Source organism: uncultured Aquimarina sp., from assembly GCF_947492115.1.
Taxonomy (GTDB): domain Bacteria; phylum Bacteroidota; class Bacteroidia; order Flavobacteriales; family Flavobacteriaceae; genus Aquimarina.
Window position 1 is genome coordinate 16,367 of sequence record NZ_CANLMM010000004.1, and the last position, 26,344, is coordinate 42,710.

23 protein-coding genes and 1 other RNA gene are annotated in these 26,344 nt (G+C 33.1%); 10 read left to right on the forward strand and 14 right to left on the reverse strand.

Annotated elements, in window-relative coordinates; translation table 11 throughout:
• Positions 1 to 9: 9 nt before the first annotated feature.
• The 3 genes from Q1A73_RS13330 to Q1A73_RS13340 form a co-directional block, all read right to left on the reverse strand.
• The gene (locus Q1A73_RS13330) at positions 10 to 1,407 is read right to left on the reverse strand and encodes an anthranilate synthase component I family protein (RefSeq protein WP_299606438.1); all 1,398 of its coding nucleotides are present in this window, start codon (positions 1,405 to 1,407) and stop codon (positions 10 to 12) included.
• A 228-nt stretch (positions 1,408 to 1,635) separates the two neighbouring features.
• On the reverse strand, positions 1,636 to 2,202 hold the full coding sequence (locus tag Q1A73_RS13335; RefSeq protein WP_299606440.1) for a YceI family protein: 567 nt from the start codon (positions 2,200 to 2,202) through the stop codon (positions 1,636 to 1,638).
• 41 nt (positions 2,203 to 2,243) lie between these two features.
• Positions 2,244 to 2,723, reverse strand: a complete 480-nt coding sequence (locus Q1A73_RS13340) for a MarR family transcriptional regulator (RefSeq protein WP_366141458.1) — start codon at positions 2,721 to 2,723, stop codon at positions 2,244 to 2,246.
• 191 nt (positions 2,724 to 2,914) lie between these two features.
• On the opposite strand from Q1A73_RS13340, the gene Q1A73_RS13345 reads away from it, so the two are divergent.
• From Q1A73_RS13345 to Q1A73_RS13360, 4 genes are all read left to right on the forward strand, one after another.
• Entirely contained in the window at positions 2,915 to 3,436 is a 522-nt protein-coding gene (locus tag Q1A73_RS13345; RefSeq protein WP_299606443.1) for a TlpA family protein disulfide reductase, read from the forward strand.
• Positions 3,437 to 3,484: 48 nt separating this feature from the next.
• On the forward strand, positions 3,485 to 4,111 hold the full coding sequence (locus tag Q1A73_RS13350) for a thioredoxin family protein (protein WP_299606445.1): 627 nt from the start codon (positions 3,485 to 3,487) through the stop codon (positions 4,109 to 4,111).
• Positions 4,112 to 4,225: 114 nt separating this feature from the next.
• Positions 4,226 to 4,540, forward strand: coding sequence for a rhodanese-like domain-containing protein (locus Q1A73_RS13355; protein ID WP_299606447.1), 315 nt, complete (start codon positions 4,226 to 4,228; stop codon positions 4,538 to 4,540).
• Between the two features lie 15 nt (positions 4,541 to 4,555).
• Complete coding sequence (locus Q1A73_RS13360) at positions 4,556 to 4,954, forward strand: rhodanese-like domain-containing protein (protein WP_299606450.1); 399 nt, start codon at positions 4,556 to 4,558, stop codon at positions 4,952 to 4,954.
• Between the two features lie 50 nt (positions 4,955 to 5,004).
• Here Q1A73_RS13360 and Q1A73_RS13365 read toward each other — a convergent pair whose 3' ends face one another.
• The 5 genes from Q1A73_RS13365 to Q1A73_RS13385 form a co-directional block, all read right to left on the reverse strand.
• Positions 5,005 to 6,450 (reverse strand): S8/S53 family peptidase, encoded by a 1,446-nt coding sequence (locus Q1A73_RS13365; RefSeq protein WP_299606453.1) that lies wholly within the window; start codon positions 6,448 to 6,450, stop codon positions 5,005 to 5,007.
• A gap of 148 nt (positions 6,451 to 6,598) precedes the next feature.
• Positions 6,599 to 8,428 carry an N-acetylmuramoyl-L-alanine amidase gene (locus tag Q1A73_RS13370; RefSeq protein WP_299606456.1) on the reverse strand — a complete coding sequence of 610 codons (1,830 nt, stop codon included), beginning with the start codon at positions 8,426 to 8,428 and terminating at the stop codon, positions 6,599 to 6,601.
• Positions 8,429 to 8,432: 4 nt separating this feature from the next.
• A complete protein-coding gene (locus Q1A73_RS13375) occupies positions 8,433 to 9,317 on the reverse strand; it encodes a hypothetical protein (protein WP_299606459.1) in 885 nt (294 codons plus the stop codon).
• Between the two features lie 300 nt (positions 9,318 to 9,617).
• Positions 9,618 to 12,038 (reverse strand): peptidoglycan DD-metalloendopeptidase family protein, encoded by a 2,421-nt coding sequence (locus Q1A73_RS13380; RefSeq protein WP_299606461.1) that lies wholly within the window; start codon positions 12,036 to 12,038, stop codon positions 9,618 to 9,620.
• Positions 12,039 to 12,145: 107 nt separating this feature from the next.
• On the reverse strand, positions 12,146 to 12,805 hold the full coding sequence (locus Q1A73_RS13385; RefSeq protein ID WP_299606464.1) for a response regulator transcription factor: 660 nt from the start codon (positions 12,803 to 12,805) through the stop codon (positions 12,146 to 12,148).
• 725 nt (positions 12,806 to 13,530) lie between these two features.
• On the opposite strand from Q1A73_RS13385, the gene Q1A73_RS13390 reads away from it, so the two are divergent.
• Complete coding sequence (locus tag Q1A73_RS13390; RefSeq protein ID WP_299606466.1) at positions 13,531 to 13,887, forward strand: T9SS type A sorting domain-containing protein; 357 nt, start codon at positions 13,531 to 13,533, stop codon at positions 13,885 to 13,887.
• A gap of 74 nt (positions 13,888 to 13,961) precedes the next feature.
• Here the strand turns inward: Q1A73_RS13390 and ssrA are convergent.
• Positions 13,962 to 14,361, reverse strand: a transfer-messenger RNA (tmRNA) gene (gene ssrA / locus Q1A73_RS13395).
• A gap of 140 nt (positions 14,362 to 14,501) precedes the next feature.
• On the opposite strand from ssrA, the gene Q1A73_RS13400 reads away from it, so the two are divergent.
• From Q1A73_RS13400 to Q1A73_RS13415, 4 genes are all read left to right on the forward strand, one after another.
• Complete coding sequence (locus tag Q1A73_RS13400) at positions 14,502 to 15,710, forward strand: NAD(P)-dependent oxidoreductase (RefSeq protein WP_299606468.1); 1,209 nt, start codon at positions 14,502 to 14,504, stop codon at positions 15,708 to 15,710.
• Positions 15,711 to 15,731: 21 nt separating this feature from the next.
• Complete coding sequence (gene pyrF, locus Q1A73_RS13405; RefSeq protein WP_299606471.1) at positions 15,732 to 16,553, forward strand: orotidine-5'-phosphate decarboxylase; 822 nt, start codon at positions 15,732 to 15,734, stop codon at positions 16,551 to 16,553.
• Positions 16,554 to 16,864: 311 nt separating this feature from the next.
• Positions 16,865 to 17,647, forward strand: a complete 783-nt coding sequence (locus Q1A73_RS13410; protein ID WP_299606474.1) for a helical backbone metal receptor — start codon at positions 16,865 to 16,867, stop codon at positions 17,645 to 17,647.
• 89 nt (positions 17,648 to 17,736) lie between these two features.
• Complete coding sequence (locus Q1A73_RS13415) at positions 17,737 to 18,522, forward strand: alpha/beta hydrolase (RefSeq protein WP_299606477.1); 786 nt, start codon at positions 17,737 to 17,739, stop codon at positions 18,520 to 18,522.
• Between the two features lie 11 nt (positions 18,523 to 18,533).
• Here Q1A73_RS13415 and Q1A73_RS13420 read toward each other — a convergent pair whose 3' ends face one another.
• The 4 genes from Q1A73_RS13420 to Q1A73_RS13435 all read right to left on the reverse strand — a co-directional run bounded on the left by Q1A73_RS13420 (position 18,534) and on the right by Q1A73_RS13435 (position 24,284).
• Positions 18,534 to 18,710, reverse strand: coding sequence for a Lacal_2735 family protein (locus Q1A73_RS13420; RefSeq protein WP_299606479.1), 177 nt, complete (start codon positions 18,708 to 18,710; stop codon positions 18,534 to 18,536).
• A 150-nt stretch (positions 18,711 to 18,860) separates the two neighbouring features.
• A complete protein-coding gene (locus tag Q1A73_RS13425; protein WP_299606482.1) occupies positions 18,861 to 20,222 on the reverse strand; it encodes a RagB/SusD family nutrient uptake outer membrane protein in 1,362 nt (453 codons plus the stop codon).
• A 47-nt stretch (positions 20,223 to 20,269) separates the two neighbouring features.
• The gene (locus Q1A73_RS13430) at positions 20,270 to 23,284 is read right to left on the reverse strand and encodes a TonB-dependent receptor (protein WP_299606485.1); all 3,015 of its coding nucleotides are present in this window, start codon (positions 23,282 to 23,284) and stop codon (positions 20,270 to 20,272) included.
• 280 nt (positions 23,285 to 23,564) lie between these two features.
• Positions 23,565 to 24,284: a DUF4197 domain-containing protein gene (locus Q1A73_RS13435; RefSeq protein ID WP_299606488.1), complete on the reverse strand. Its 720-nt coding sequence runs from the start codon at positions 24,282 to 24,284 to the stop codon at positions 23,565 to 23,567.
• Positions 24,285 to 24,394: 110 nt separating this feature from the next.
• Between Q1A73_RS13435 and Q1A73_RS13440 the strand changes: the two genes are divergently transcribed.
• Positions 24,395 to 25,351, forward strand: a complete 957-nt coding sequence (locus Q1A73_RS13440) for an MBL fold metallo-hydrolase (RefSeq protein WP_299606490.1) — start codon at positions 24,395 to 24,397, stop codon at positions 25,349 to 25,351.
• Here the strand turns inward: Q1A73_RS13440 and purU are convergent.
• A complete protein-coding gene (gene purU / locus Q1A73_RS13445) occupies positions 25,346 to 26,200 on the reverse strand; it encodes a formyltetrahydrofolate deformylase (protein ID WP_299606493.1) in 855 nt (284 codons plus the stop codon). The genes Q1A73_RS13440 and purU overlap by 6 nt on opposite strands.
• Positions 26,201 to 26,344: the final 144 nt, after the last annotated feature.

Genomic DNA, 26,344 nt, shown 5'->3' on the forward strand with positions numbered 1-26,344 from the left:
GTAAGCTCTTTATATTTCTTCAGCAAGTTTTAATGCTTTGGTTAATGCTCCTAGTTTATTATATACTTCTTGTAGTTCGTTTTCTTCATTGGATTCGTTTACCAATCCCGCACCCGCTTGCCAATGCAGTGTATGATTTTTACTCAAAAATGTACGAATCATAATAGCATGATTAAAGTTTCCGGAGAAATCCATGAATCCAATAGCGCCTCCGTAAAAGTCTCTGTTCACGGTTTCATATTTTTCGATGAGTTGCATTGCCATATGTTTTGGTGCGCCACTTAAAGTCCCAGCAGGAAAGGTATCTGCAACTACTTGCATTGTTGTGGTGTCTTTGTGTTTTTTACCAGTAACTTTACTAACTAAATGGATCACATGAGAGTAAAATTGTACTTCTCTATAGGTCTCTACTGTAACCTCACTACCGTTACGGCTTAAATCATTTCGTGCTAAATCTACCAGCATTACATGTTCAGCATTTTCCTTTTCGTCAGCAGAAAGTTTTTTTGCTAGTTCAGCATCTTGCTCGTCATTACCGGTTCGTTTAAATGTTCCTGCAATAGGATGTATCTCGGCAATTTCGTCTTTTACTACTAATTGAGCTTCTGGAGAGCTTCCGAAAATTTTAAAATCACCATAATCAAAGTAGAATAGGTACGGAGATGGGTTGATACTTCGTAATGCACGATATACATTAAATTCATCTCCTTTGAATTTTTGAGAAAAACGTTTAGACAATACTAATTGAAAAACATCTCCTCGTTGACAATGTTTTTTAGCTAGGGCTACATGTTCCTTATATTGCTCATCATCCAGATTAGAGGTGGTTTCATCAACAGTACTAAAGTTGTAGGAAGCGAAGTTTTTTACATTTAAAAGAGATTCTATTTCTGCAATATTACTTTCTGATTCATAACAATGTGCAAAGATGTAGGCTTCATTATTAAAATGATTGATGGCAATGATATTTTGATAAACGGTGTATTGCATATCTGGTATATCTAAAGCACCTTCTTTTTTGGTAATACTGATATTCTCAAAATAGCGAACGGCATCATAAGCGATATAACCGAATAATCCATTATTAATGAATTTAAAATCGCTTTTAGAGGTTTTGAATTGCTGTCCAAAATTTTCAATAACCAAAGGAATGTTTGTCTCTTCTGTAATAGCGGTTTCTATGTGAGTTTTATCGGGGAAAGACTGATAGATGGTCTCATTTTCTATTTTGATGTTAGCAATTGGATTGCAACAGATATAGGAAAAACTGTTTTCATTTCCTCTATAATCACTACTTTCCAAAAGCAAACTATTAGGAAATCGATCTCTGATTTTTAGATAAACGCTTACCGGTGTAATGGTATCAGCCAGAATTTGTTTGAAATGTGTGGTTAATGTATAACTCATTTTAAATTTTGATATTTATATTTTAGAATACCCTTTGATTATGCCAATAAAAAAAGGCTTGTCGTGATTTGACAAGCCTTTGATATGTTTACTTAACTATATGACAGGAGCTATCTCACGACGTTTTCGTTATAAGACAACCACCACCAAGTATTTGTTAAGATTAAATTCATTTTTTATTTAATTGGCTCAAATATATAAATTAATTACAATTCAAAAAATAAAAAATTACATTTTTAAGTTTACTGCTAATTCGAACTCATCGTTAATAGCCTTATCGCCTAGGTTGTCGAAGAAACTACCAGATCCATATTTAATATCGTATTTAGTTCTATCAATGCTAAGAGTAGTACTTGCGGAGCTTCCCTTTACGGCAAGATCGAAGGTTATTGGGTTGGTTTTCCCCTTGATCGTAAGGTCACCAGCTATTTTATAGCCATTTGCTATTTTTGTTGCTTTTTTGATAACTAATTTGGCTGTCGCGTAATTGTTTACTCCAAAAAAGTCATCAGAACTTAAATGACCTTCGAGTTTTTCTTTTCCTTTTCCAGCTTCAAGATCTGTTACTTGAATTGATGTCATGTCTACGGCAAATTCTCCTCCAGTTAACTCCTTGTTAGTGAAAGTCAAGAATCCGCTAGAAAAATTAAGTGTTCCTGTATGTTGACCAGTGATCTTTTTTCCTGTCCATTCTATAGTGCTTTCAGCAACATTGATCTTTTTTTGTTGCGCAATTGAAGATGCTGTAATGAATACAATAGATGCGAAAATTACTAATTTAAGCTTGGTTTTCATGATTTTGAAATATTAGTGATTATTAAATTGTGATTACTTGTTTAACTTCTTAGTTTGTTTAATAATGTATTAAAGGTAATTAATTCTTGCTCTGTAAGATTAGAGGTAATCTTTTGTTCTAATCCTTCTACTGCAATACTAGTTTGATCTAAAAAACCAATACCAAGAGGTGTAATAGTGATCTCTACCTTTCTTCTGTTTGATGGGCAGATAGTTCTATTTACGTAACCTTTAGATATTAATTTGTCAACCAGTCTGGTTGTGTTACTCATTTTACTTACCATGCGTTCTTGAATTGTCGATAGATTAGATGGCTTTCCTTTTTGTCCTTTTAGGATTCGTAAAACATTAAATTGTTGGATAGAGATATCAAAAGGTTTTAAAACTGCATGAATCTGATCATTAATAATACTATTTGTGTAAAATAAATTGATCACTGCTTTTTTTGATAGTGGTAAAGATGCATTAGTTTTTATGATATCTTCAATATTCATTTGTGTATACAATTGTTGTTTATACAAATGTATAGATTTTGCCTTTTAAGAAAATTAAAAGAGATACTAATTCTTTGTTAAAATTATTATGGATACAATGGTAAACACTATTATTGTCAAATTAACCTAAGTTCTAGAATCCTAAAATTATCTATATGAATTATTTAAACCTTGTTAATTTCCTTTTAGGTAATAACACGTTTTAATATTTTAGTATAATGCGAAAATTGGTCTTATATATAGGATTAGCGATATTGTTATCGAATTGTAAAGGAGAACAACAGATAGCTATTGAAGCTTCTAATGTTTTTTCTGACAAAGGGGTGGAGATACCTGTGTACGATTTTGAAAACTTCGAACATCTTCTGAATATTGATGATGGGAAAACACGTGTCATTAATTTTTGGGCAACGTGGTGTAAACCTTGTGTAGCAGAGCTTCCTTATTTCGAGCTTATTAATAGTAGATATCCAAATAAAGAGGTAGAAGTAATACTAGTAAGTTTAGACTTACCGAATCATGTAGAGTCTAAGCTGATTCCTTTCGTTAAAAAACAACGCATACAAAGTAAAATAGTATTATTGGATGATCCAGATGCTAATAACTGGATTCCTAAAGTAAATGAAAATTGGTCAGGTTCTATCCCTGCAACCATAATATATAAAGGAAATACTTCAAATTTTTATGAACGCTCTTTTACGTATGACGAATTAGAGAGAGAACTTAAAAAAATATTATGATAATATTTTTGGGCTTGGATATCAGAAAAACTTAATAACGCAAACAAAATGAAAACTTTAAAAATTTTAGTGGTAGTAGTCCTAGTAATTGCAGTAAGTGCATTTGCTATTGATAAAGTTAATGTAAATGAAGCTGATAAAGGCTATGCAATAGGTGATACTGCTACGGATTTTAAATTGAAAAATATTGATGATAAGATGGTTTCTTTAGAGGATTATAAAGACGCCAAAGGGTTTATCGTTATTTTTACGTGTAACCATTGTCCTTATTCTGTTGCATACGAAGATAGAATTATCGAATTGGATAAGAAATTCAAGACAAAAGGATATCCCGTTATCGCTATCAATCCTAATAATCCTAAAGCTTATCCAACGGATAGTTTTGACGAAATGAAGGTTCGCGCAAAAGAAAAAGGATTTACATTCCCTTACTTATTTGACGATGGTCAAAAGATCTATCCACAATATGGAGCAACTAAAACACCTCACGTTTATATCTTAGAAAAAACAGGAACTGGCAATTTAGTGCGTTATATTGGTGCGATTGATAATAATTATAAAGATGCTGCTGCTGCAGATAAAAAGTATGTAGAAGATGCAGTAAATGCCTTGTTAAAAGGAAAAAAAATTGCCATAGAGACTACCAAAGCAATCGGTTGTAGCATTAAAGCTTAATTAAAGAAAAGCGGATATAATTGCGATTAATATTCTCGTAGAATTCATCCTTGTGACTTATATTTGTAAGGAATTACTAATCTTTACGTACAATTAAATAAACGAAACTATACAATGGCCGAAGATATAACTCAAGATCAATGGGAAGATCTAATTGCTAAAGACGATAATGCAGTAATTTTGGATGTTAGAACCGAAGAAGAAGTAGAAGATGGTTTTATTCCAAATATGCTGAATATAGACATAAGAAAAGGGCAAGGTTTTCTGGATGAGATCGAAAAATTAGACAAATCAAAAAATTATTATGTCTACTGTAGATCTGGAGGTCGTAGCGCTCAGGCCTGTACGCTGATGAATCAAATGGGATTCGAAACTACATATAACTTGCTTGGCGGATTTATGAATTGGGATGGTGAAGTTGCTGAATAAAAATCACTCATACGTATGAAAATTAAAACAATAGCCATCGCGATGATCTTTTCTGTGTTATTTATCAACTGTAAAGATCAGAATAAAGATACGGCAATAGTAGAGCTTATTACCGTAGAGGAAATGGATTCCTTGTTAGAAATGGAGAAAGTACAGCTGGTGGATGTAAGAACTCCTCAAGAATATGCTGATGGACATATCGAAGGTGCTATTAATATTGATTTTACGGATGAGAATTTTGAAACTTTATTATCCGAAGTTGATAAAACTAAACCTGTGGCTGTCTATTGTGGTCGTGGAGGTAGAAGCGGTAAATGTTCTGCTTATATGAAAAAGGCAGGATTTACCAAGATCTATGATCTCGATGGTGGTATTACCGAATGGAAATATAAAGGAAAACCTGTTACAAAATAACAAATAAAAAAGGTTGCTAATTTTAGCAACCTTTTTTATTAAAGATCAGATTATTGAACAGCCTTTGCGACGTCTATTTTTCCGTATCCGTATCGATTGCTTCTATCAGGATAATATTCTCCTGCTTTTTGCATTTTTTCCAGAACTTCCTGCCTACTTAGATCTGGATTTTTTGCCCAAACTAAAGCTGCGATTCCTGCAGTAGTAGCTGTAGCGATAGAAGATCCTCCAACTACATTTCTTACATCAGAGCTAAATCCTAAAACAGGCATAGTTCTATTAGAATCTGCATCTCTTTGCATAGCTACTGTAAAATCTATCTTTTTTCCATCATGACAAATCGAACATCTTTTTCCGTTTTCTTTTATTCCCGTTACAGCAACGGTCTCTTTCATACTCGCTGGAAAAATAACAGCATACCAGTTAGTAAAAGTTGTTGATGTTCCTCCTGCAGCCACAATCATTTTATCCTTTGAATAAGCATATTTTACAGCATCTTTTATGTTTCTTACGGTCCAAACCCAGCCAATGGACATGGAAATAATTTTAACATCTGGCATATCTGCTAGTTCTTTTAGTGCTTTGCTAACCGCTTTTCTTTCTTTTCTACTTTCCAGAAGTACATCACCGGTTCCTCGGTATACAACAAGATCACAGTTATAAGCCACTCCTACAGGCATAGCGTCATCGTTTCGCGGAGATGCAATAGCAGCCGACATTGCTGTTCCATGTCCACAATCATCAAAGACAGAATCATCAAATGTTCCGAATTGTTTAACTGTTCGCCCGTTAGAAAATCCATCATTAAAATCACTTCCCAAGAATTTTTGTGATTGCGAAATTCCTGAATCGATTACTCCTACCGTAATTCCGCGTCCAGTACTATATTCCCAAGCTTCAGGAATGTTATGAATGTCGAATGTCCATGGCACCCATGAATTAGGAGCGATAACACGATAGTCTTCTGGGTTAACTATTCTTCCTTCAAAAGCACATCCAAAGTTTTTTTCTTCAGGATCTGGTAAGAAATAGTCGTATTCACTCGGTTCTACATAACGAATATGGGATGCTTTTTTAATATTTTCAAGAGTCTCTTTTTTTGTAATTAGGACTTCAATATAGTTCAAGATTTCATCATCATGTTTTAGGGATTTGGAAGTTTCTTGCTCCTCTGTCTCATCTATGATTTCTAAAATTTTTGATTTTATATTAATGAGTCTGGTAGAACGGTTGTTAGAAAAGCTTTCACCCTCATTTCCGTAACCAATATTTAAATACCCTCCACTGTGTACTAAGGCACTCCACAAAATGTCAGTTGGGGTTTTGGTCCAATCGAGATCCCCATTTTTCTTGAGTTGATCAGAAATATAATTATTTATTTCTTCTATAGAATGTAATTTTTGATTAGAGTTATTTTCTGGAATTTCTGTAATGTCGTCTTTTGAACATGATAAGAATACAATAACCACAGAGATTATTAAAGTTATTTTTTTCATTAGTATGAAGTTTATGAGTTTGCATTTGTGTGGTTATCTGTGGTGGTGGAGTTGGTTTTTAATTTTGTTAGGTCACCTCCTTTCTTTTTTTATAAAGCCTAACCAATGGTTGCGATATGGTTAGGCTTGGTAGTCTGTAAATGAATTGTTATTGTTTTATAAAATTGATGGTGTTTGAAATCCTGGAATTAGATATTTTTATAAAATAGTGTCCAGCAGATATATCAGAGATTTCGGTATCAATATTTAGATTCACAACTCCAGTATTTGAACTTTTATAAGTAATAGTTTTTATTTTTTTGCCAGTTAAATCATAGATTTTGATTACTGATTTTTCATTTTTTACAGAAGGAAATTGTAGTGTTGTACCATTTCCATCAGTAGGATTTGGATATAAAGTTATTTTATTGTTATCTAGTTTTGTGTCATCTAAAAGGTTCGGATTCTGTCGAGAAAGAGAGCTGATGGTTACGTCTAGATTTCCTGGTAATGACCAATTGCCTGCGCCATCGCGAACCAAACTTTTTATTTTTCCGTTTCTTCTTCTAATATCTTTTGTTACTGAAGATCCTGCTGTAATGGTTTGTGTATTATCAACTCTAAATTTGTACACCTTTAGATCATCAAACTCCATACTAGTTTTGTTGGTTCTAAGAGATATAGAACTCCCATTTTTAATAGGTGATGTGTCTGTCCAACGTAATAATGATTTATTATTTTTAAAGACTTCTATAACTCCAAATGCTGGACTGTAGGTGATCTTATAGTTTGCCCAATTATTATCTAAAGTTACATCTCCAATGGCTCTAAAGTTTAGTTGATTGTTGATAGTTTCATAAATTCTTACTCTATTATCCTCACCACTAAACCATATTAGGTAGGAGTTTCCTCTTTGGGTTTGTGTAACATCATCAGCCATAATGTGAATTCCAAATTTTCTTGGACCACTGGTAGAAATAGTTTTAGCAGAGAATTCGTATAAATATGGTAAGCCTGAGTTTTGTGATAAGAAGGTGTTTAATTTCGTATTGTCTGAAGTGGTGTTGGATTGGCGTAGATGTCCATCATTAATATCCCAATTTCCAGCTCCTATTGTATATCCAGAGTACAACACATTAAAATTATCATTAAAAAATCCATTACCGCGATTAGCATACCAGTTATCGCCATATTTTTCGAGAGCTTGATAAAATTTTCTGGTTACTGCTATATTATCGTTATCGTTAAAATTTGCTGTAAAATCACCGGATTGTGTGTTACCTCCAGAAGCACTAATCGAAGTAGTTGGCGCTTCGGTATCCGTCTCGTCACCATTATCACCTCCGCTATCTCCGGAGCAATTTCCTAAACTATTTAGAAGAGCAGTCACATATGCATCAGCAAATCGATCTCTCCATGTATCATTCAATAATTTGTTTTTATCCGAAGAATCTACAAAACCAATCTCATTTAGAATTCCTATCGCGTTGTTTTTGTTTAGCACCCCCAAAGTATAGCCTAAATAGGGACGATCTTCTGAAGATCTTCGGTCAAACCATTGTCCTTTGGAGACCATTTGATCTTGAACTTCTCTAGAAAAACGACTATTACTAGCGTTTGGTGTGTTACTTGATTTTGACCAAAAGGTTTCAGTTCCGGTTCCCCCACCACCATTACAGTGAATACTGATAAAACGATCAGCGTTCCAACTGTTTGCCATAACTCTTCGTTGTGATACGGAAACCCACCCGTTTCTAGTGGATCTGGTCATTCGAACTGTCCAATTGCCACAGCTGTTCTGTAATTTAGTGCGTAATTTCAGTCCGACTGCTAACGCGGTGGCATGTTCGGTTTCCGTTCTTCCATCTGGATCAGCGCCTGTTGAAGTATATCCATGACCAGGATCTATAACGACTACCTGAGACTGTGTTTCGGGAGAAAAAAGGATAATAATTATGAATAGAAATATAGTCTTTAAAATATATGATTTGTTTTTCATGAGCTTAGTTTTTAATAATAAGGTCTGCAGTAAAAATTCTTCCAGTTTTTTCATCAGAAAAAGCAATTCTTTTTCCATCTGGTGATACATCTCCCCATGTGGCAACAATATCATCAGTAGCAATGGTTAAATTTGTTTTGATAGAAGAGTCTTTTGAAATGTGATATAAATCAGAAGCTGAAATCACATGTCCATCATTACTTTTATCTTCAAATGTGATAATTCCGCTGCTGTCACTAAGCCAAGATGTTGCTATACCAACTCCTAAGAGTTTTCTTTTCTCGTTACCATAAATTGAATATATATAGATATTTGGACCTTCATGTACAGCTACAAATTTTTGATTTGGAGAAACTACAGGATGATAGAACTGACCATTTTCTTTCGTTATTACCCATGGTTTTCCATTCAATCCTTCTTTGGCTTCCAGTTTTAATGTTTCGGAGTTGATATATACCATTAAGTTTTTGCCTGATCTTGCTTGCATGGATGGATTGGTATTATCTGGATGCACATCATTCAGAATTGTTTCTTTGTTCGTTTCTAAGTGCAAGCTTTTTATTTTTAAGTTTTTTGAGAAGCTTCCTTCTTGTTTTTCTCTGAATACAACACTTCGTCCATCAGGAGACCAATTGGCAAGATATCCAATGCCTTTCCCTTTTTTTATCCTGTTCAGACTATTGTTGTTGGTTAGGTCGATGATGTAAAGAGAGGTGTAATACTGATTGGTTATTAGTAGTTTTTGTCCGTCTGGAGACCAGATTGGAGTACTGTATCTTCCTTCTGGAGATATTGCAGTAATATTACTTAACTGTGATTGAGCGTTGATAGTAAATCCTACCTGTAATAGATAGAAAATTACCATCATTATCATATGATTTGTTTTCATTTTAAAAATTTTGTTTTTTATAAAATTGACAGGATTTGAAATTCAAGTATTCTTATGGTTAGATTAAAATACTTTTGTCAGTTTTTGGAGTTTGATTCAATATTTTATTCAGTGATCTTTACTCTTTTAAACTTGGTTTTTTGAGACCATATTCAAGAGTTATTTACATAAATTGTTTGTTAGTTTTCATAATGATGATAGTGTTTAAGTTTGTGTTCTAGAGATAGTTTTGTAAGAAAAAGGACTCAGACTCGTTGTTAACCAGATGAGTAGAGCCCTTTTTACACACTTACAAAAAACTTACCTTTTGACTACCGAGATTGTTTTATGTGACCTATCGTCCTTTACTCGTATGAAGTAATGTCCATTTGTTAATGGAATAAAGTAACTACTTAGGTCAATTTCTCGGTTTTCAGTTTCTTCAATGTTTTTTCTAGCAGATGTTATAACTCGCCCAGTAATATCTATAATGGAAATAGAAATAGGAGAATTGTATGATGATAGATTGGTCAACTTAATATCATTACCATTGGTAGGATTTGGATATACCTGAATGTTGCTTTCTAAATACGTATCATCTTTAATGAGAGAATTTTGTTTAGTCAGTGAACTAATGGTTACATCTAAATTACCAGGTTGAGACCAATTTCCAGCAGCATCTCTAACCAAGCTTTTGATTTTACCATTTTGTCGTCTAATATCTTTTGTGATTCCAGAACCAGCAGTAATCAATGTACTTGCATCGGCTCTAAATTTATACACCTTTAAGTCATCAAATTCCATGATGGTCTTATTTGTTCTTAGAGAAATGGTACTACCGTTTTTAATTGGAGAAGTATCTGTCCATTTAAGTATGGATTTGTTATTTTTAAATACTTCGATGACTCCAAATGCTGGACTATAGGTTATCTTATAATTTGCCCATTTGTTGTCTAATGCAACATCATCAATCGCTCTGAAATTAAGTTGATCATTTACGGTTTCATAAATTCTAACTTTATTATCTTCTCCACTAAACCATATCAAATAAGAATTTCCTCGTTGGCTTTGGTCTGGATTGTCTGCCATGATATGAATACCGAATTTTCTTGGTCCGGAAGTTGATATGGTTTTTGCAGAGAATTCATATAAGTAGGGGAGTCCAGAGTTCTGTGATAAAAATGTATTTAATTTTGTGTTGTCAGAAGCGGTATTAGATTGACGTAAATGTCCATTATTAATACTCCAGTTCCCTTCTCCGTAGGTATAGCCAGAGTATAATACATTAAAATTGTCATTAAAAAATCCATTACCACGATTAGCGTACCAATTAGTGCCATATTGTTCTAATGCCTGATAAAATCTTCTTGTAACAGCAACATTATCAGAATCATTATAATTAGCTGTAAAATCTCCTGATTGTGTATTACCTCCAGAAACACTAATTGAAGTAGTTGGAGCTTGAGTATCCGCTTGTGATCCGAAAGAATTTTGAGATCGATAAATAAAATTTTGTCTGGGTTGCCCTGCATCTGCAAAAGATCCAGGAGTAGAAGCATTTCCTCCAGCAGCTCTCCATTCAAAATGGATATGATCACCAGTGGATCCGCCAGTGGTTCCTTCTAAAGCAATTACTTGTCCTTTCTGTACGGATTGTCCTTGGCTTACCAGCAGTGTTTTGTTATGCGCATAGTAGGTTCGTGTTCCATCGCTATGCCTTATAATTACCAATCTTCCATAACCACTTGATAGGCTACCACTAATTCCTGAGAAAGAAACTACTCCAGCTGCAGAAGCTCTTACATTATCATCGCTAGATAAAGATGTTGCGAAATCTATGGCATGATATCCATGATGTCCACCAGGTGTAAAAAAACCACACTCTCCTACAGGGTTATGAGAACCTGTCGGTCCAGGAGTTCCATGTCTAGATACACAATTCTCCTCTCCAAAATCCCAAGGTAAATAATAAGATAATGCAGATTTGTTATTATTTTGTTGCTTGCCTGTTTTTACCTTGCTTTTCCAGCCTACTATATCAATATGCTTTCCTTTGCTTTTAAGGATAACTTCATTCTTTTTTGTTTGGATGTTATACTCATAAACAATATCAGATACACCATGTAGATAATCCGGTTTGGACGATGTCGTAGATCCAGAGAATATGAATGTATTTCTATTGGATGCAAGCAATGGAGTTCTAGTGTATGCAAAAGGGATATGGATCTCTTGAGATTCATTAGTTTTTATATCATAAATAAAAATACCTTCATGTTCTTCTGCAGCATCCAAATACATTGCTTCCACAAATATTTTATTTGGATCATTAGTCCATGCAATCGGTTTGAAAGCCTTTTCCTGTCTATTTTTATTCACTTTGCTCAATAGAGTGGTTTGAATATTGGTTTTTAGATTAACTTTATGTAGTCGAAATGCACCTCCAATTTGTTCCCGTTCCATATATATCCATAGGTTTGGATTAAATGGACTTTGTAATCCTTGAAAAAAATCATAATCAGGAGTTATCTGAAATTTAGAGTTGATAGCATCGTGTCGGTAGATTATATGATCAATCTGAGTTGTTTGGAATAATTGATTAATACTGAGTCTTAGAGCGCTAATTTTCTCATTTTGTTTCTTACTATAAATCTGGTTGTCTTGTTTTAGAATAAGTTCTTGAGCATGTGATAGTGATATCAGCCACAGTAAAACCAAGAAGGTTTTTAGTGTAGTGTTTTTCATTGTATTTAGAGTAGTTAGTTTTCGAATGGAAAATTAGAAACTCTTCTATTTAAAAAAATGGGTACAAGTGCTCATTTTTATGATTGAAACATAATCCTAATAAAAAATTAATGATATATATCCTTTAGCCTCATGGTATATTTAAAAAGCGCATTACTACCGGTTATTTGTAACTTTTTACAAATATTCTGGCGATGATTTTTAATGGTCTTTTCACTTTTAAATAAGTCTAAAGCAATTTCCTTGTTGGTTTTACCAAGTGCTACTTGATTGAGTATTTTGACTTCAGTTTTTGATAATTGCTGATAAGATTTATCAGATACACTCGGAATCGGATTTCCTTCTTCTTTCCACCAGGATTCTCTAAATAATTTGCTTACATATGGTTTATTTTGAATAGCTCTACCAGCACATTTAGTAATGTTTTGTACTGTTTCTGCTTTGTATAGAATCCATTTAATTTCCAAAGTTTTAAGTTCTTTAATTAACCAGTCTTCTAAGGTAAAAGCCATAATAATAATTCTAGTCTTCCTAGAGTGTAATCGGGTATATTTGGCCAGTTCGATTCCAGATTTATTAGAGTTTAAAGTAGCATCTATGACGATAAAATCGGGTTGATTATTGACAATAACTTTTCTGGTGTTTTCTAAGTCTGATATATCTTCATATAGCTTAAATTTCATGTCTTTTGGGGCTTCTAACATGGCTTTGATGCCCAATCTTTTGAGTGGGTCATCATATGCCACAACAACGCTAAATTCTTGCATAGCTTTGATGGGTTTAGGGTGTGACATCAACAATAGACATGGTTCGGTTTCATCTATTGTCGAAAAAAATAATAAATACTACTAGAGAGCTACTACAAAAGCTAATTGGGCGAATGTTTTTGCTGGTACGTAAAAGACATATTTTTTATTAAAAGAAAATTTTGGGTGTGGTTGGCACTTTTCATTTGGGTTACGTTTGTGTGTGACTTTATAAAGTTAAATCTTATTTTGTTTTGAAATTCACTTTGATATCACTTTTCGATATAACGTTATCTTTTTTAGCTAAATACCTTTTGGGAATAAAAAGTGAAAATTACAAATCCTATCCTAAATGATAGAAGCTGAAAAAGTGATTATCCTAGTGTTTTGGTAGGTTTTATAGGGAAGCGTGTTTTTGTCATTTATTTAAAAATAAGTAGGTTTTAACTTACCTATTTTTCAAAACTTGTTTGATGTAGAAAAAAGGTTTTGGGTTCGTTTTGATTACTTTGTACTAGTAAATTTTAATTCTAAATTCCTAAAATCAAACTTTTTTAATAAAAATAGTTTGATTTTTTAAGTTTCACACATGAGATTACTAAGAATTATACAATTCATAATGCTAGCCAAAGTAATTTTTAACTGTATCGTTATAATATATCCTAAAGTTGTCTTAAGATAAGTGCTTTTTATCATTTATTTAACCTAATAATTATTTGAAAATGAGTAAATTAAAAATAAAAAAGATGAAAAAAATACTACTTGTTTTAATTGTAATGTTCGGTATAAATACCATGTATTCCAAGCCTTCTGTGGATATAACAACACCTATAGATTTTTCTAATGATAAAACTCCTGCTATAATGCTCAAAGCTACAGCGGCAGATCAGTATATATCTATCGTTTCGGATATAAAAGAACCAATGGTTATTAAAATTATGGATGCATCTGGTTTTATAAGGATCGAAAAAAAGCTTCATCTGGATAGAGATATTGATATTTCTTTATTGTTAGAAGGTCTTTATGTCATGAAAGTTTCTGTTGGAAATCGAATAGAACTCAAACGATTTTATAAAGGTAAAGATGGTGTAGATATTAGGTGAAGTTACAGTTTAGTCAACGATAAAAGGAATTTAAAAAATAAAAACTCCCAAAACAGTAATGATTTGGGAGTTTTTTGTGGAGTCGGAGGGATTCGAACCCTCGTCCAAACAAGTAATACAACAGCTTTCTACACGCTTAGTCCTTGTTTAGTTTTCGTCGATAAGAAAGACCAAAGACCGCCAACCTATCGCTTATTCTTACTTAAATTTCGAAATTATATCAAGACACTATAATTTCTAGGTTTACTTTTACGATACCTCAAAACCAATCGCCGTAAACCAAGGCTCTTGAGAGGTATCCTGCTTGTTCGCCTAGCGAACCGAGGCACTATCTTACTATAATTCAGATTATGCAGCTAGGGCGTAGTTATTCTCGCCGTTTAAAAAAGATGAAACATGATATTTACGAGCTATATTCCAGCGCTCGACGTGCTTACCACTCTATTAATCTCGCTGTCAAAACCAGTCGACCCCGATAATTTATATAATGCATTCATTTAAAGTTAAATTGATCCAATAAACTTCATTTGAATACCAAAATGGTTGGCAAAGATAATCATATTTGTCATATCTTAGCCGCGCTTTTACATAAACAAATTACATACCAAAGCTATATGACTACATTTGGAATCATCAGAGAACGAAAAAACCCGCCAGATCGTCGCGTAGTCTTCTCTCCGCAAGGTCTTAATGACACAATGGGCAAGTTTCCAGAAGCTTCTTTTAAAGTAGAAAGTTCTGATATTAGAATCTTTTCTGATGAAGCGTATAGATCAGCTGGTTTTGATGTTACAGAGGATATCAGTGATTGCGAAGTATTGTTAGGTGTAAAAGAAGTTCCCATTGATGCGTTGATCCCTAATAGAAAGTATTTCTTCTTTTCTCATACCATAAAAAAGCAACCCTATAATCGTAAATTATTAAAAGCAATTCTGGATAAGAACATAGAACTGTATGATCATGAGGTAGTAGTGAATCAAGGAGGATGGAGATTAATTGGTTTTGGTAGATATGCTGGAATTGTTGGTGCTTATAATGGGTTTAGGGCTTTTGGGTTGAAAAATGAAAGTTTTACTCTTCCCAAAGCTGAAACATTACGAGATCAAAAAGCACTTGAAGAAGAACTGTCTAAGATCAAGTTACCAAATATTAAAATTGTATTGACCGGAAAAGGAAAAGTTGGAGGTGGAGCGAAAGAAATTTTGGATGCGATGAACATCAAAGAAGTTTCTGCAGAAGAATATATAGCAAATGATTTTGAAGAACCAGTTTATACACAAATAGATGTCTTGGATTACAATAAAAGAAAAGACGGAATAGTAATCAGTAAGCAAGATTTTTATGATCATCCACAGGAGTACGTAAGTGATTTTATGAAGTTTGCCAAGGTTAGTGATATATACATGGCGGGTCATTTCTTTGGAGATGGAGCTCCTTTTATCTATACTAGAGAAGATGCAAAATCAAAAGATTTTAATATAAAAGTAGTAGCAGATATTTCTTGTGATATTGATGGACCAGTAGCAACTACTATAAGATCCTCTACAATCGCAGATCCAATTTATGGATATCATGCGCAAAGAGAAGAAGAAATCGATTTTAAAGATCCTGAAGCTATTGTGGTAATGGCAGTAGATAATTTACCTTGTGAGTTACCAAAAGATGCTAGTGAAGGATTTGGAAACATGTTTTTAGCACATGTAATCCCAGCCTTTTTTAATGATGATAAGGATGGTGTTTTAGAACGAGCGCGTATGACGCAGGATGGTAAATTAACACCTAGATACCAATATTTGCAAGAATACGTAGACGGTAAAGAATAAATAAATCTTAAATAAAAAACAATGACAACTCAAGAACTTGTAGGTCAAATCTGGAAAAAGAAATCGTTTCTATGTATTGGTCTTGATGTGGACCTTAATAAAATACCTTCATATCTGTTGGAGACAGAAGATCCAATTTTTGAGTTTAATAAGAAGATTATAGACGCCACACATCATTTGGCAGTAGCATATAAGCCAAATACCGCTTTTTATGAGGCTTATGGGTTAAAAGGTTGGAAATCTTTAGAAAAAACGATTCAATATCTTAATACGAATCATCCCGAGATTTTTACGATTGCAGATGCAAAACGAGGAGATATTGGAAATACAAGTGCTATGTATGCCAAAGCGTTTTTTGAAGACTTGGCTTTTGACTCTGTTACCGTTGCTCCGTATATGGGAAAGGATTCAATAGAACCGTTTTTGTCGTTTAAAGGAAAGCATACCATTATGCTGGCATTAACGTCTAATCAAGGAGCATTTGATTTTCAGACAAAAACCATAGGAGGAATTGAATTGTATAAAAAAGTACTGGAAACTTCTAAAGAATGGCAAAATTCTAAGAACTTGATGTATGTGGTTGGAGCAACCAAAGCCGAGTTTATCGGAGAAATAAGAAAAATTGTTCCTGATAGTTTTTTATTAGTACCTGGTGTAGGGGCACAAGGAGGAAATTTGCAAGATGTGTGTAAATATGGAATTAATGATCAGATTGGATTATTAATTAATTCATCGAGAGGTATTATTTACGCTTCTAAAGAGTCAGATTTTGATGTAGTTGCGGCAGAAAAAGCAAAAGAACTACAACAGCAAATGGAAGAAATACTAAAGGCTCAATCTTAAAAAAGGAAATTAAACCTAAATTCAATTTCCTTTTCTAATTACATTTTAAAATCGATTAACGTCTATTGGCTTTAAACACTTGTTTTGCATAACCGATAAGTCCGTATGCAATGAAAAATACAAAAAATGCTAAGCAACAATAGATGATAATGTTGAGTATTATTGAATTCATAGCCCCAAATATTTAAATTAAAACTCTTTCTTACAATTTACTTATTTTTTGTAGGAATTCCTAATTTAAAAACCTGTTAGTTAAATGTTTGTGATTTTTTTAAGACAGTGTTTTATGGGAAATGGCTAAGTAGATAACCATGATTTATAAAGATCAATTACATAGGAATATCGAACTGTTAAATACACCCAAAAGAATAATTTCTTTGGTTCCTTCGCAAACCGAACTATTGGTAGCATTAGGATTAGAGGACTGTATAGTAGGTGTTACAAAGTTCTGTGTACATCCAATACATATTAGAAAAGACAAATCTGTAGTAGGAGGTACGAAAAATATTCATTTGGATAAAATTGAAGAATTAAATCCTGACATTATTCTTTGTAATAAAGAAGAAAACACTAAGGAGATTGTTGAATCGTTAGAAACAAAACATCCAGTTCATGTATCCGATATTAGTACTATGGATGAAGCAATAGAACTCATTTATCAATACGGGGATATCTTTAATACTCAAGAAGAAGCTAAGCATTTAGTTTCTAAGATTCTTGAAGAGCAAAAGGATTTTTTAGAATTTATCAAGTACAAAAAGCAGAAAAAAGTTGCTTATTTTATTTGGAGAAAACCTTGGATGGTAGCTGGAAAAGGAACATTTATTCATCATTTACTGGAGTTGAATGGATTTGTTAATGTCTATGGGAACGAAGAAAGATATCCTGAAATATCAGAAGAGGAATTAACATCTATAGAAAATATTGATTTGATTTTGTTATCATCAGAACCTTTTCCTTTTTCTGAAAATCATAAACAAGAAGTAGAAAAAATGATACCAGGTGCCAAAGTTGTATTGGTAGATGGAGAATATTTTTCGTGGTATGGATCAAGACTTGCTTTAGCTTTTAAGTATTTTAAAAGCCTGCATTGATCAATAATTCTTGAACAATCTATTAAATACTGTTAATACTCTGCAAATAGTGACTAATAAGTACTTATCTTTACATCTTCAGTTAGTATATGCTAAATTATTCTATATATCGCCATAATACGAATCCTAAATGGGTAACTTTTGTTCATGGAGCAGGTGGAAGTTCTTCTATATGGTATAAACAAGTTAGAGAATTTAGAAAGCATTATAATGTACTCCTTTTGGATCTAAGAGGTCATGGTAATTCTAAACCTGCAATTAAAGATGCTTTTAATTCTAAATATACTTTTGATTCTATAACAGATGATATTGTAGAGGTGATCGATAAAGAGGAAATTAAATCATCGCATTTTATTGGAATTTCTTTAGGGACTATATTAATTAGAAATCTTGCCGAAAAACATCCTGATCGTGTAGAAAGTATGATTATGGGTGGAGCAATTATGAAACTCAACTTGAGGTCGCAGGTATTAATGAAGCTTGGGATTGTATTTAAATCGGTAGTGCCTTATATGTTTTTATATAAGTTTTTTGCTTTTATCATAATGCCTAAAAAGAATCATAAAGAATCAAGAGTTCTTTTCGTAAATGAGGCTAAAAAGCTATATCAGAAAGAATTTGTTCGTTGGTTTAGATTAACTTCAGAAATCAATCCTTTACTAAGATTCTTTAGATCTAAAGACATTAAAATACCTACCTTATATGTAATGGGAGAAGAAGACTATTTATTTCTGCCATCGATAAAGAAAGTTGTTTCTATGCACCAATTTTCGAATCTTTTTGTAGTAAAAGATTCTGGTCATGTAGTAAATGTAGAACAACCAGAGGTTTTTAATGAAGAATCCTTAGCCTTCTTACATCAATTCAGTAAATAGGAGACAAGTAATTAGGATTGCTGATGATCTAATTTTTTGATTTCCATCAAAAGCTTATTTGCTTCCTCATTTAAGTTATCACTCTTTTCTTTATCTTTTAAGGCAATGATATAAGAGCTTTTCATTAAACGACAATAGCGTTTTTGTAGTTTTTCGAGATCAGATTTATCCTTAGACCAATAAAACATTTTTCTTTCTTTTACTTTTTATGCAAAAGTATTAGCTCTCAGTAAAAATGATTCTTAAGACTAAGTTAAGTTTATTTAATGCTATACTAAAAAAAGGATCGGGCAAACTAAATTGCACGATCCTTTATTGGCTAATTCAAATTAATTATACTAATACCCTTCATTTTGCTCTAAATCAGGATTGATATTTCGTTCTCTTTGAGGTATAGGTAATACTAATCTATTGTCATCAAAAGGTAGCTCTCCAACTGAAATCTCCAACCTTTTAAAATCATGTAATTTGTGCCCCTCAAAAGATAATTCGCGTAATCTTTCTAAAATAATATCGACATATTCGATATCTGTGAAAGGAAATGCATTAGATCTATTTCTTACAACATTCACATCGTTTAGCGGACTATCACCAATAGCTGTATTAAGAATAAAATTAGACTCAGCTCTGATTAAATATATCTCCGGTAATCTGATAAATGGTATATTTGAATTTCCAAATATCCATTTAAAAGAAGCTATTCCCGATCCTGTTTCCGAGTCTATGTAAAAATAGTTCGCTCTAGCGTCATTAGCATCGTCAAATATTCCAAAAAATGCATCTTCTATGGAGATGTCTGGATTTCCTGGTCTTCCTCCAAATCTATCAGTGGCCCAAAATGTATTCATACTGTTCGTGCCATCAGAATCGGTTACTTGCCAGGCAAAAATGTCTTCAGTAGAATTATCATCATTATTATACGCATCATCAAGAGTTTCTGTAAGGGTATATATTCCAGATTGAATTACTTCATTGGATAGATCCCTAGCTTGCTCATAATTGCCAATTTGTAAATATATTCTGGCTAATAATGATTTGGCTGCGTTAGCAGAAGCAAAGACACCGTTGGTTTGCGGTAACAATGCAATAGCATCCTCTAGATCGTTTATAATAAAATCATATACTTGTCCTATAGTATTTCTAGTTGGGTACGTAATATCGTCTAGCTGTATAACAGGTGTTCTAACAATGGGAACTCCAAGTTCACCATCATTTATACGATTGTTGTTGTGCTTAGAGAAGAAACGTAGTAAATCAAAATAGGTAACCGCTCTTAAGAATTTAGCTTGACCTTCAACAGAATTTTTTCTATCCAGATTTTCGAATATATCTAAATTGTCTAAAACAATATTTACTTGATTACTGATATCGTATCCATTTAACCATAAAGCTGCAACAAAAGTATTATTGGTATTTATGGTTTTATTATTAAACTCACTAGGATCAGAAAAAGTACCGTTCCATCCTAACTCTTGATCATTAGCAAGTAGTTCTGCTATGGTATATAATTGACCTCCATAACTTGCACCTTGTCCTGCTTGTGCGTATGCTCCAATTAATATGTTTGTTACCTTTTCTGGAGTATCAAAAGCGTTTTCTGTAGTTAGCGACTGTTCAGGGTCTGTATCTAATCTGTTTTCACAACTGATTTGGGTTAGTATAACAGTTATGGTTAATAATGTTTTTATATATGTTTTCATTTCTTTCTTAACTTTTTGGTTATGATATATAGGTTTTAATAGCGGTATTAAAATTCTATATTTAAACCTAATGTGTATGTTTTTGCTGGTGGAGCAGAGTAGAAGGAGATACCAGTTCTTACTCCAGAATTTCCATTAAAATCTGCAGTCGACTCTGGATCATATCCATCATAGTCAGTAATAGTAAATAAATTTAAACCACTAAAATAGAATCTTACTTTTTCTAAATAGAACCTTTTAGAAAAGGTAGGATTGATCGTATATCCAAGTGTAATATTTCTAAGTCGAATGAAGTCAGCCTCCTGAAGATAACGAGTAGAATCAGCTTGCCCATTGTCTTGATTTAATCTTGCTTGTGGAACATCGGTAATGTCACCTGGGTTTTGCCATCTGTTTAACTGATCGACAGTTTGGTTATCGAAAAATTTACCATTACCAGAAGAGAATTTACCTGCTTGATCAAAAATTGAAGCTCCGAATTCTCCTTGGAATGTAAATTGAAAATCAAATCCATTCACTTTTAGATTATTGGTAAATCCAACTTGATATTCAGGAAAAGGGTTTCCAGTAACTATCCTATTTGCGTTTGACAGATTATTCGTAGTTGATTTATCTAACGAACCATCAGCATTTAATGTATTTGTGTAAAATAATGCATCTCCATTAGCAGGATCTACACCAGCGTACTCATACAGATAGAATGAAGATAAAGTTTCTCCTTTTCTAATAATATTTACTCCATCTATAATGTCTCCACTAGGAAGATCAGTAACTTCATTTGTATTTTTAGTAAAGAGTGTACCTATACTCCATATTACAGATGGTTTTGAAATAATTCTTGCATTCAAGCTTACTTCAAACCCTTCATTTACGATCTCACCAATATTTCTTACAACTGAAGTGAAACCTGAAGTACCTGGTAATGGCTGATTAAATAATAAATCATTTGTGGTTTTGTTATAATAATCGAACTCTCCTGAAATGACATTATTAAACAGGCCAAAATCAGCTCCTAAGTCATACTGAGTAGTTTTTTCCCATCGTAATTCATTATCTCCTATTTGAATTGGAGATACACCAAGTCTTTCATCATAGGTAGTAACTCCATAGAGATCTTTACTTGCGAAATCTCCGATTTCTGCATTTCCAGTTATACCCCAACTTCCTCTTAATTTAAAATTACTTAGCAAATAAGAATTGCTTAAAAATCGTTCGTTACTAACTATCCAAGCAGCAGAAGCAGCAGGGAACCATCCGAACTGAGAATCTTGGCCAAATCTTGAAGAACCGTCTCTACGAATACTTAAGTTTATAAGATATTTTTCTGCAATAGAAAAACGGGATCTTGCAAAATAAGATAGAAAGTTATATTTGGTTTTATTAGATCCTCCGTTTGTTATTAACACTGCATTATCTAAGGTTTGTAAATCATCTGATGGGAAACCTTGTCCTATCGTGAATTGACTTTTACGATTGGTTTCCTCGAAACTACCTCCAAGTGTAGCAGAAAAATCCACTGCCTCACCAAGATTACGTTTATAGGTTAGATAATTGGTTAAAATATATCTTTCGGTAATAGCATTACTAACAGTACCAACACCTCCTGCTGAAGCAAATTCTGTCAAACTTCCAGAGAATCTTTCTGCATTCTGATTATTAGAATCGTAACCAACTTCAGATTTAAATCTCAAATAATCATTAATGTAGAAATCACCGTATATATTTGCCGTAGTTCTCCAAATGTCGGTAACAAATCTTCCTGTTTGTTCCTGTCCTAAGAAATTTTGAAATAAAGTTGAGTTTCCATCTACGTTCGCTGTACCATCTTCTAATAAAGCGGGTGTAAGAGGAGATTGCGCTATAGATTGAAGAGGTGAAATAAAAGCATTGTCATTGGAAAGACGATCAATCGTTACCTTAGAGATATTTATATTCGCTCCAATTTTTGATTTTTTAGTAACGTCTGAATCTACTTTAGCTCTTAAAGTATAGCGGTCTAATTCATTCCCAAGTATAATACCTTCTGTTTTGTTGTATGAAGTAGAAACATAGTAAGTTAGATTTTTACTTCCGCCAGAAGCGGATAAATCTATATCTTGAGTGATACCCTCTACTAATGCAAGATTTTGCCAATCGGTATCCACTTGATTATTTCTCCAATCTCTCCCTAGAGATAGTTGATCAAATCGACTTTCAATTTCGCTTAATGAAAGTCCGCTATTTAATGCGGCTTCGGTGTAGAAATCAACATATTGTTCGGCGTTTAAATACTCTCTTTTGTTGGTAGCAAAGTTCCATCCAGAAGCAGTGTTCAATGTAACTTTGGTCTTTTCTGCTTTACCTTTTTTAGTAGTGATAATGATCACACCATTAGTTCCTCTAGCCCCATATATGGCCGCTGCAGATGCATCCTTAAGGAAGTCTATGGAATCAATGTCATTAGGATTAAGTCCTATTAATGGGTTGATAGGAGAGTTGTTTATAGACTCATCATCATTAATTAATGGTACTCCGTCTAAAACATATAATGGTTCTTGAGATGCGCCCACTGTAGAGACACCTCTTACCCTTACTTTTATACCAGATTCAACTCTTCCTGAAAGTTGAGTTATTTGAACACCAGTAACTTTACTGGTCATCAAAGATTGAATACTTGGAGTGTTAATATCACCTATTCCTTCAGCTTGTATGCTTGCAACACTCGTGGTAATTTGTTTTTTGGAGGAACTTCCGTATCCTATTACTACTACTTGGTCTAATCCTTCAACATTATCTTTAAGCGCAACATTGATTACTAAAGATGAGGCGATTATAACTTCTTGTGTTTCGAAACCTAAATAAGAAAAGATAAGTGTATCACCTATGTTAGCTTCGATAGAATAATTACCATCAAAATCGGTTTGTACCCCATTATCAGTGTTCTTAACTAAAATATTTGTTCCTGGAAGTGGAATTCCAGAGGGATCCGTAACCATTCCGGTTACTGTTTTCTCTTGGGCCTGAATAAGTCCAGAGCATACGAAAATAGCTATAGCTATGCTAAGCTTGATTAAGTTTTTCATTGAGGGCTTTTTTAAAATCGGACGCGAAATTAAATGAATCTCTCGATAAAAAAAGTCCTACAATATAATTACCTCCTTGAAACAGATGGTTGGGTTTTGAGAATAATTGAACCCCTTCTCTTGAAGGGGTTCCGTATTCTTATAAAAAAATCTTATTGATTGTTATTAAATCTATAAATTAAATAAAAAGCTGAATTTTTGTGAAAAATTTGAAAAATCGTTGAAAACCATACAAGATTAGATGAAGTGTATAAAGTGTAGGGTTATTCCTTCTGAGCTTTTATTTACCGTCCTGAAGCGCAAAAACTTTTCTAAGTAAATCGGTAGTTCTAGAACTTAATTTGGTTCTTATTTCACCTTCTTCCACAGCAATCATGGTATAAACACCATTTAATGCCTCACCTGTAACGTAATCTGTAAGATCAGGGTTTACTTTGTTCGTAAAAGGAATACTGTTATACTTATTAATAATATTAGACCAAACTCTATCTGCTCCTACTTTGGAAAGTGAATTTTTTATAACAGGGTTAAATTTTGAGTATAAAGCAGTCTTTGTAGTTCCCTTAAGATATTGTGTCGCAGCATCCTGATTACCAAGTAAAATTTGTTTAGCATCATTAAATGTAATTTGCTTTACTGCATTTACAAAAATAGGAGTCGCTTCTTTTACCGCATCTTCAGCAGCTCTATTTAATACTTTTAAACCTTCATCAGCTAAATTATCTAATCCAATATCTCGCAATGATTTATCTACTTTTTTAAGTTCATCAGGTAATACAATTTTTACCAATTCATTTCTAAAAAAACCATCTTTTTGCGTAAGTTTTGTTACTTGTTTGTCGATCCCTTTATCTAATGCTTGCCGTAGACCATTTCCAATATCAACATTACTAAGACCGATACCACCAGTAGTTTCTTGCGGAAGGCTTTCTATAACTTGCTGCAGTTCTGCACAACTGGTGAGTTGAAATATAACGAGTATTAGCAAAAATCTTTTCATCTTTTTTGTGTTTAAGTATTTGTAATCTAGGAAGAGTTTCTTTCGTGGACAATTTACATGTCACAATCATTTCTTAATTTATTGTTAGATTTGAGTAGATATTCTTCTCTATGAATTCAAAGTTAATTTTTTTCGCTCTATCTCTTTTCATTATTTCTTGTAAAAATGAAGAAGATTCGACAAAAGGAACATCTTCGCGATATAATGACGCACTACAATATATCACCGTATTAGGAATCGCACAGGATGGAGGATATCCTCATATTAATAATACCAATGAATTTGAGACTGTGGCTTCTGGTAAAATTAAAAAGGAGTTAGTGGTTTCTTTAGGAATAGTAGATGAAAAAGCGAAGAAAAAGTTTTTGATAGAGGCAACTCCTGATCTGCCAGAACAATTGGCAATGTTAGATGCACATTTTCTGGATCAAGATCCTATTATAAATGGTGTATTTCTCACGCATGCGCATATCGGACATTATACAGGTCTTATGTATTTCGGTAGAGAAGCAATGGGAGCAAAAGATATTAATGTTTTTGCTATGCCTAAAATGAAATCTTTTTTAGAATCAAATGGACCTTGGTCTCAACTGGTAGCATTAGATAATATAAGGATACAGACTTTGAATGATAAAGAACCTTTGAGGATAACAAATGAGATTAATGTTACTCCATTTACAGTACCTCATAGAGATGAATTTTCTAAAACGGTAGGGTATAAAATATCTGGCCCAACCAAGACGGCATTATTTATTCCAGATATTAATAAATGGTCTCTTTGGGAAAATAATATTGTGGATGAGGTAAAAAAGGTAGACTATGCGTTTTTGGATGCTACTTTTTTTAATGATGGAGAAATTCCTAGACCTATGTCCGAAGTTCCTCATCCGTTTATTCAAGAAACCATAGAGTTGTTCAATAATGAAAGTAAAGAAATGAAGTCAAAAATTATATTCATCCATTTTAATCACTCTAACCCTTTAATAAATCCAGAAAATAAGGATAGAAAAAAGTTAGAAGAAGAAGGGTATAATTTTGCTAGTACAGGAGATGTATTCGGTTTATGAGAAAATGACTGTTTTGTTATTATAGACCAACACTTTTCTTTCTATATGATGTTTGATGGCCCGCGATAGAACTATTTTTTCAAGATCTCTACCTTTTAGAATAAAATCCTGAACGTTATGGATGTGTGATACACGAACTACTTCCTGCTCGATAATAGGGCCTTCATCCAGATCTGAAGTTACATAATGGCTAGTAGCACCAATAATTTTTACACCACGTTCATAAGCAGAATGATATGGTTTGGCTCCGGGAAAAGCTGGTAAAAAAGAATGGTGGATATTAATAATTCTATTTGTAAATTGATTTACAAAGTTTTCTGAAAGTATTTGCATATATCTCGCTAAGACAATGAAATCTACTTTATGTTCTTGAAGTAGTGCTAATTGTTCCGCTTCAGCTTCGGCTTTGTTTGTTTTAGTAACAGGAATATGTTTAAATGGAATTTTAAAACTATCGGCAATTGGTTTTAGATCAAGATGATTACTGATGATGATAGGTATTTTTGCTTTAAGCTCTCCAGAAGCATGCCTACTCAAAATATCATACAAGCAGTGATCATATTTAGAGACAAAAAGAGCCATTTTAGGCTTTTTTTCTGCGTTGTACATTTCCCAATGCATATTATAATTATCCGCAACCACCTTATTAAAGGATTCTTTGAATAATGCTAACTTTTCTTCATCTTGATCAAATTCACATTCTAACCTCATGAAAAACTCACCTAACTCTCTATCTACATGTTGCTCTATGTAGACAGTGTTTCCTTTTTTTGCTAAGATAAAATTGGTGACTGTGGCAATGATTCCTTTTTTGTCTAAACAGTGAATAAGAAGTGTGGTCTTTTTCATTTGGTCTTAATGTGGTGGGTTGGTTTAAGTTTAATTAAGATATAAACATACTATTTAGTATATAAAATTTGTAATAATCTCCTACAAATTTGAAATAAGTAAAACCTTTTTAGATATTTTAAAATATATTTCTGTTTTTTCTGA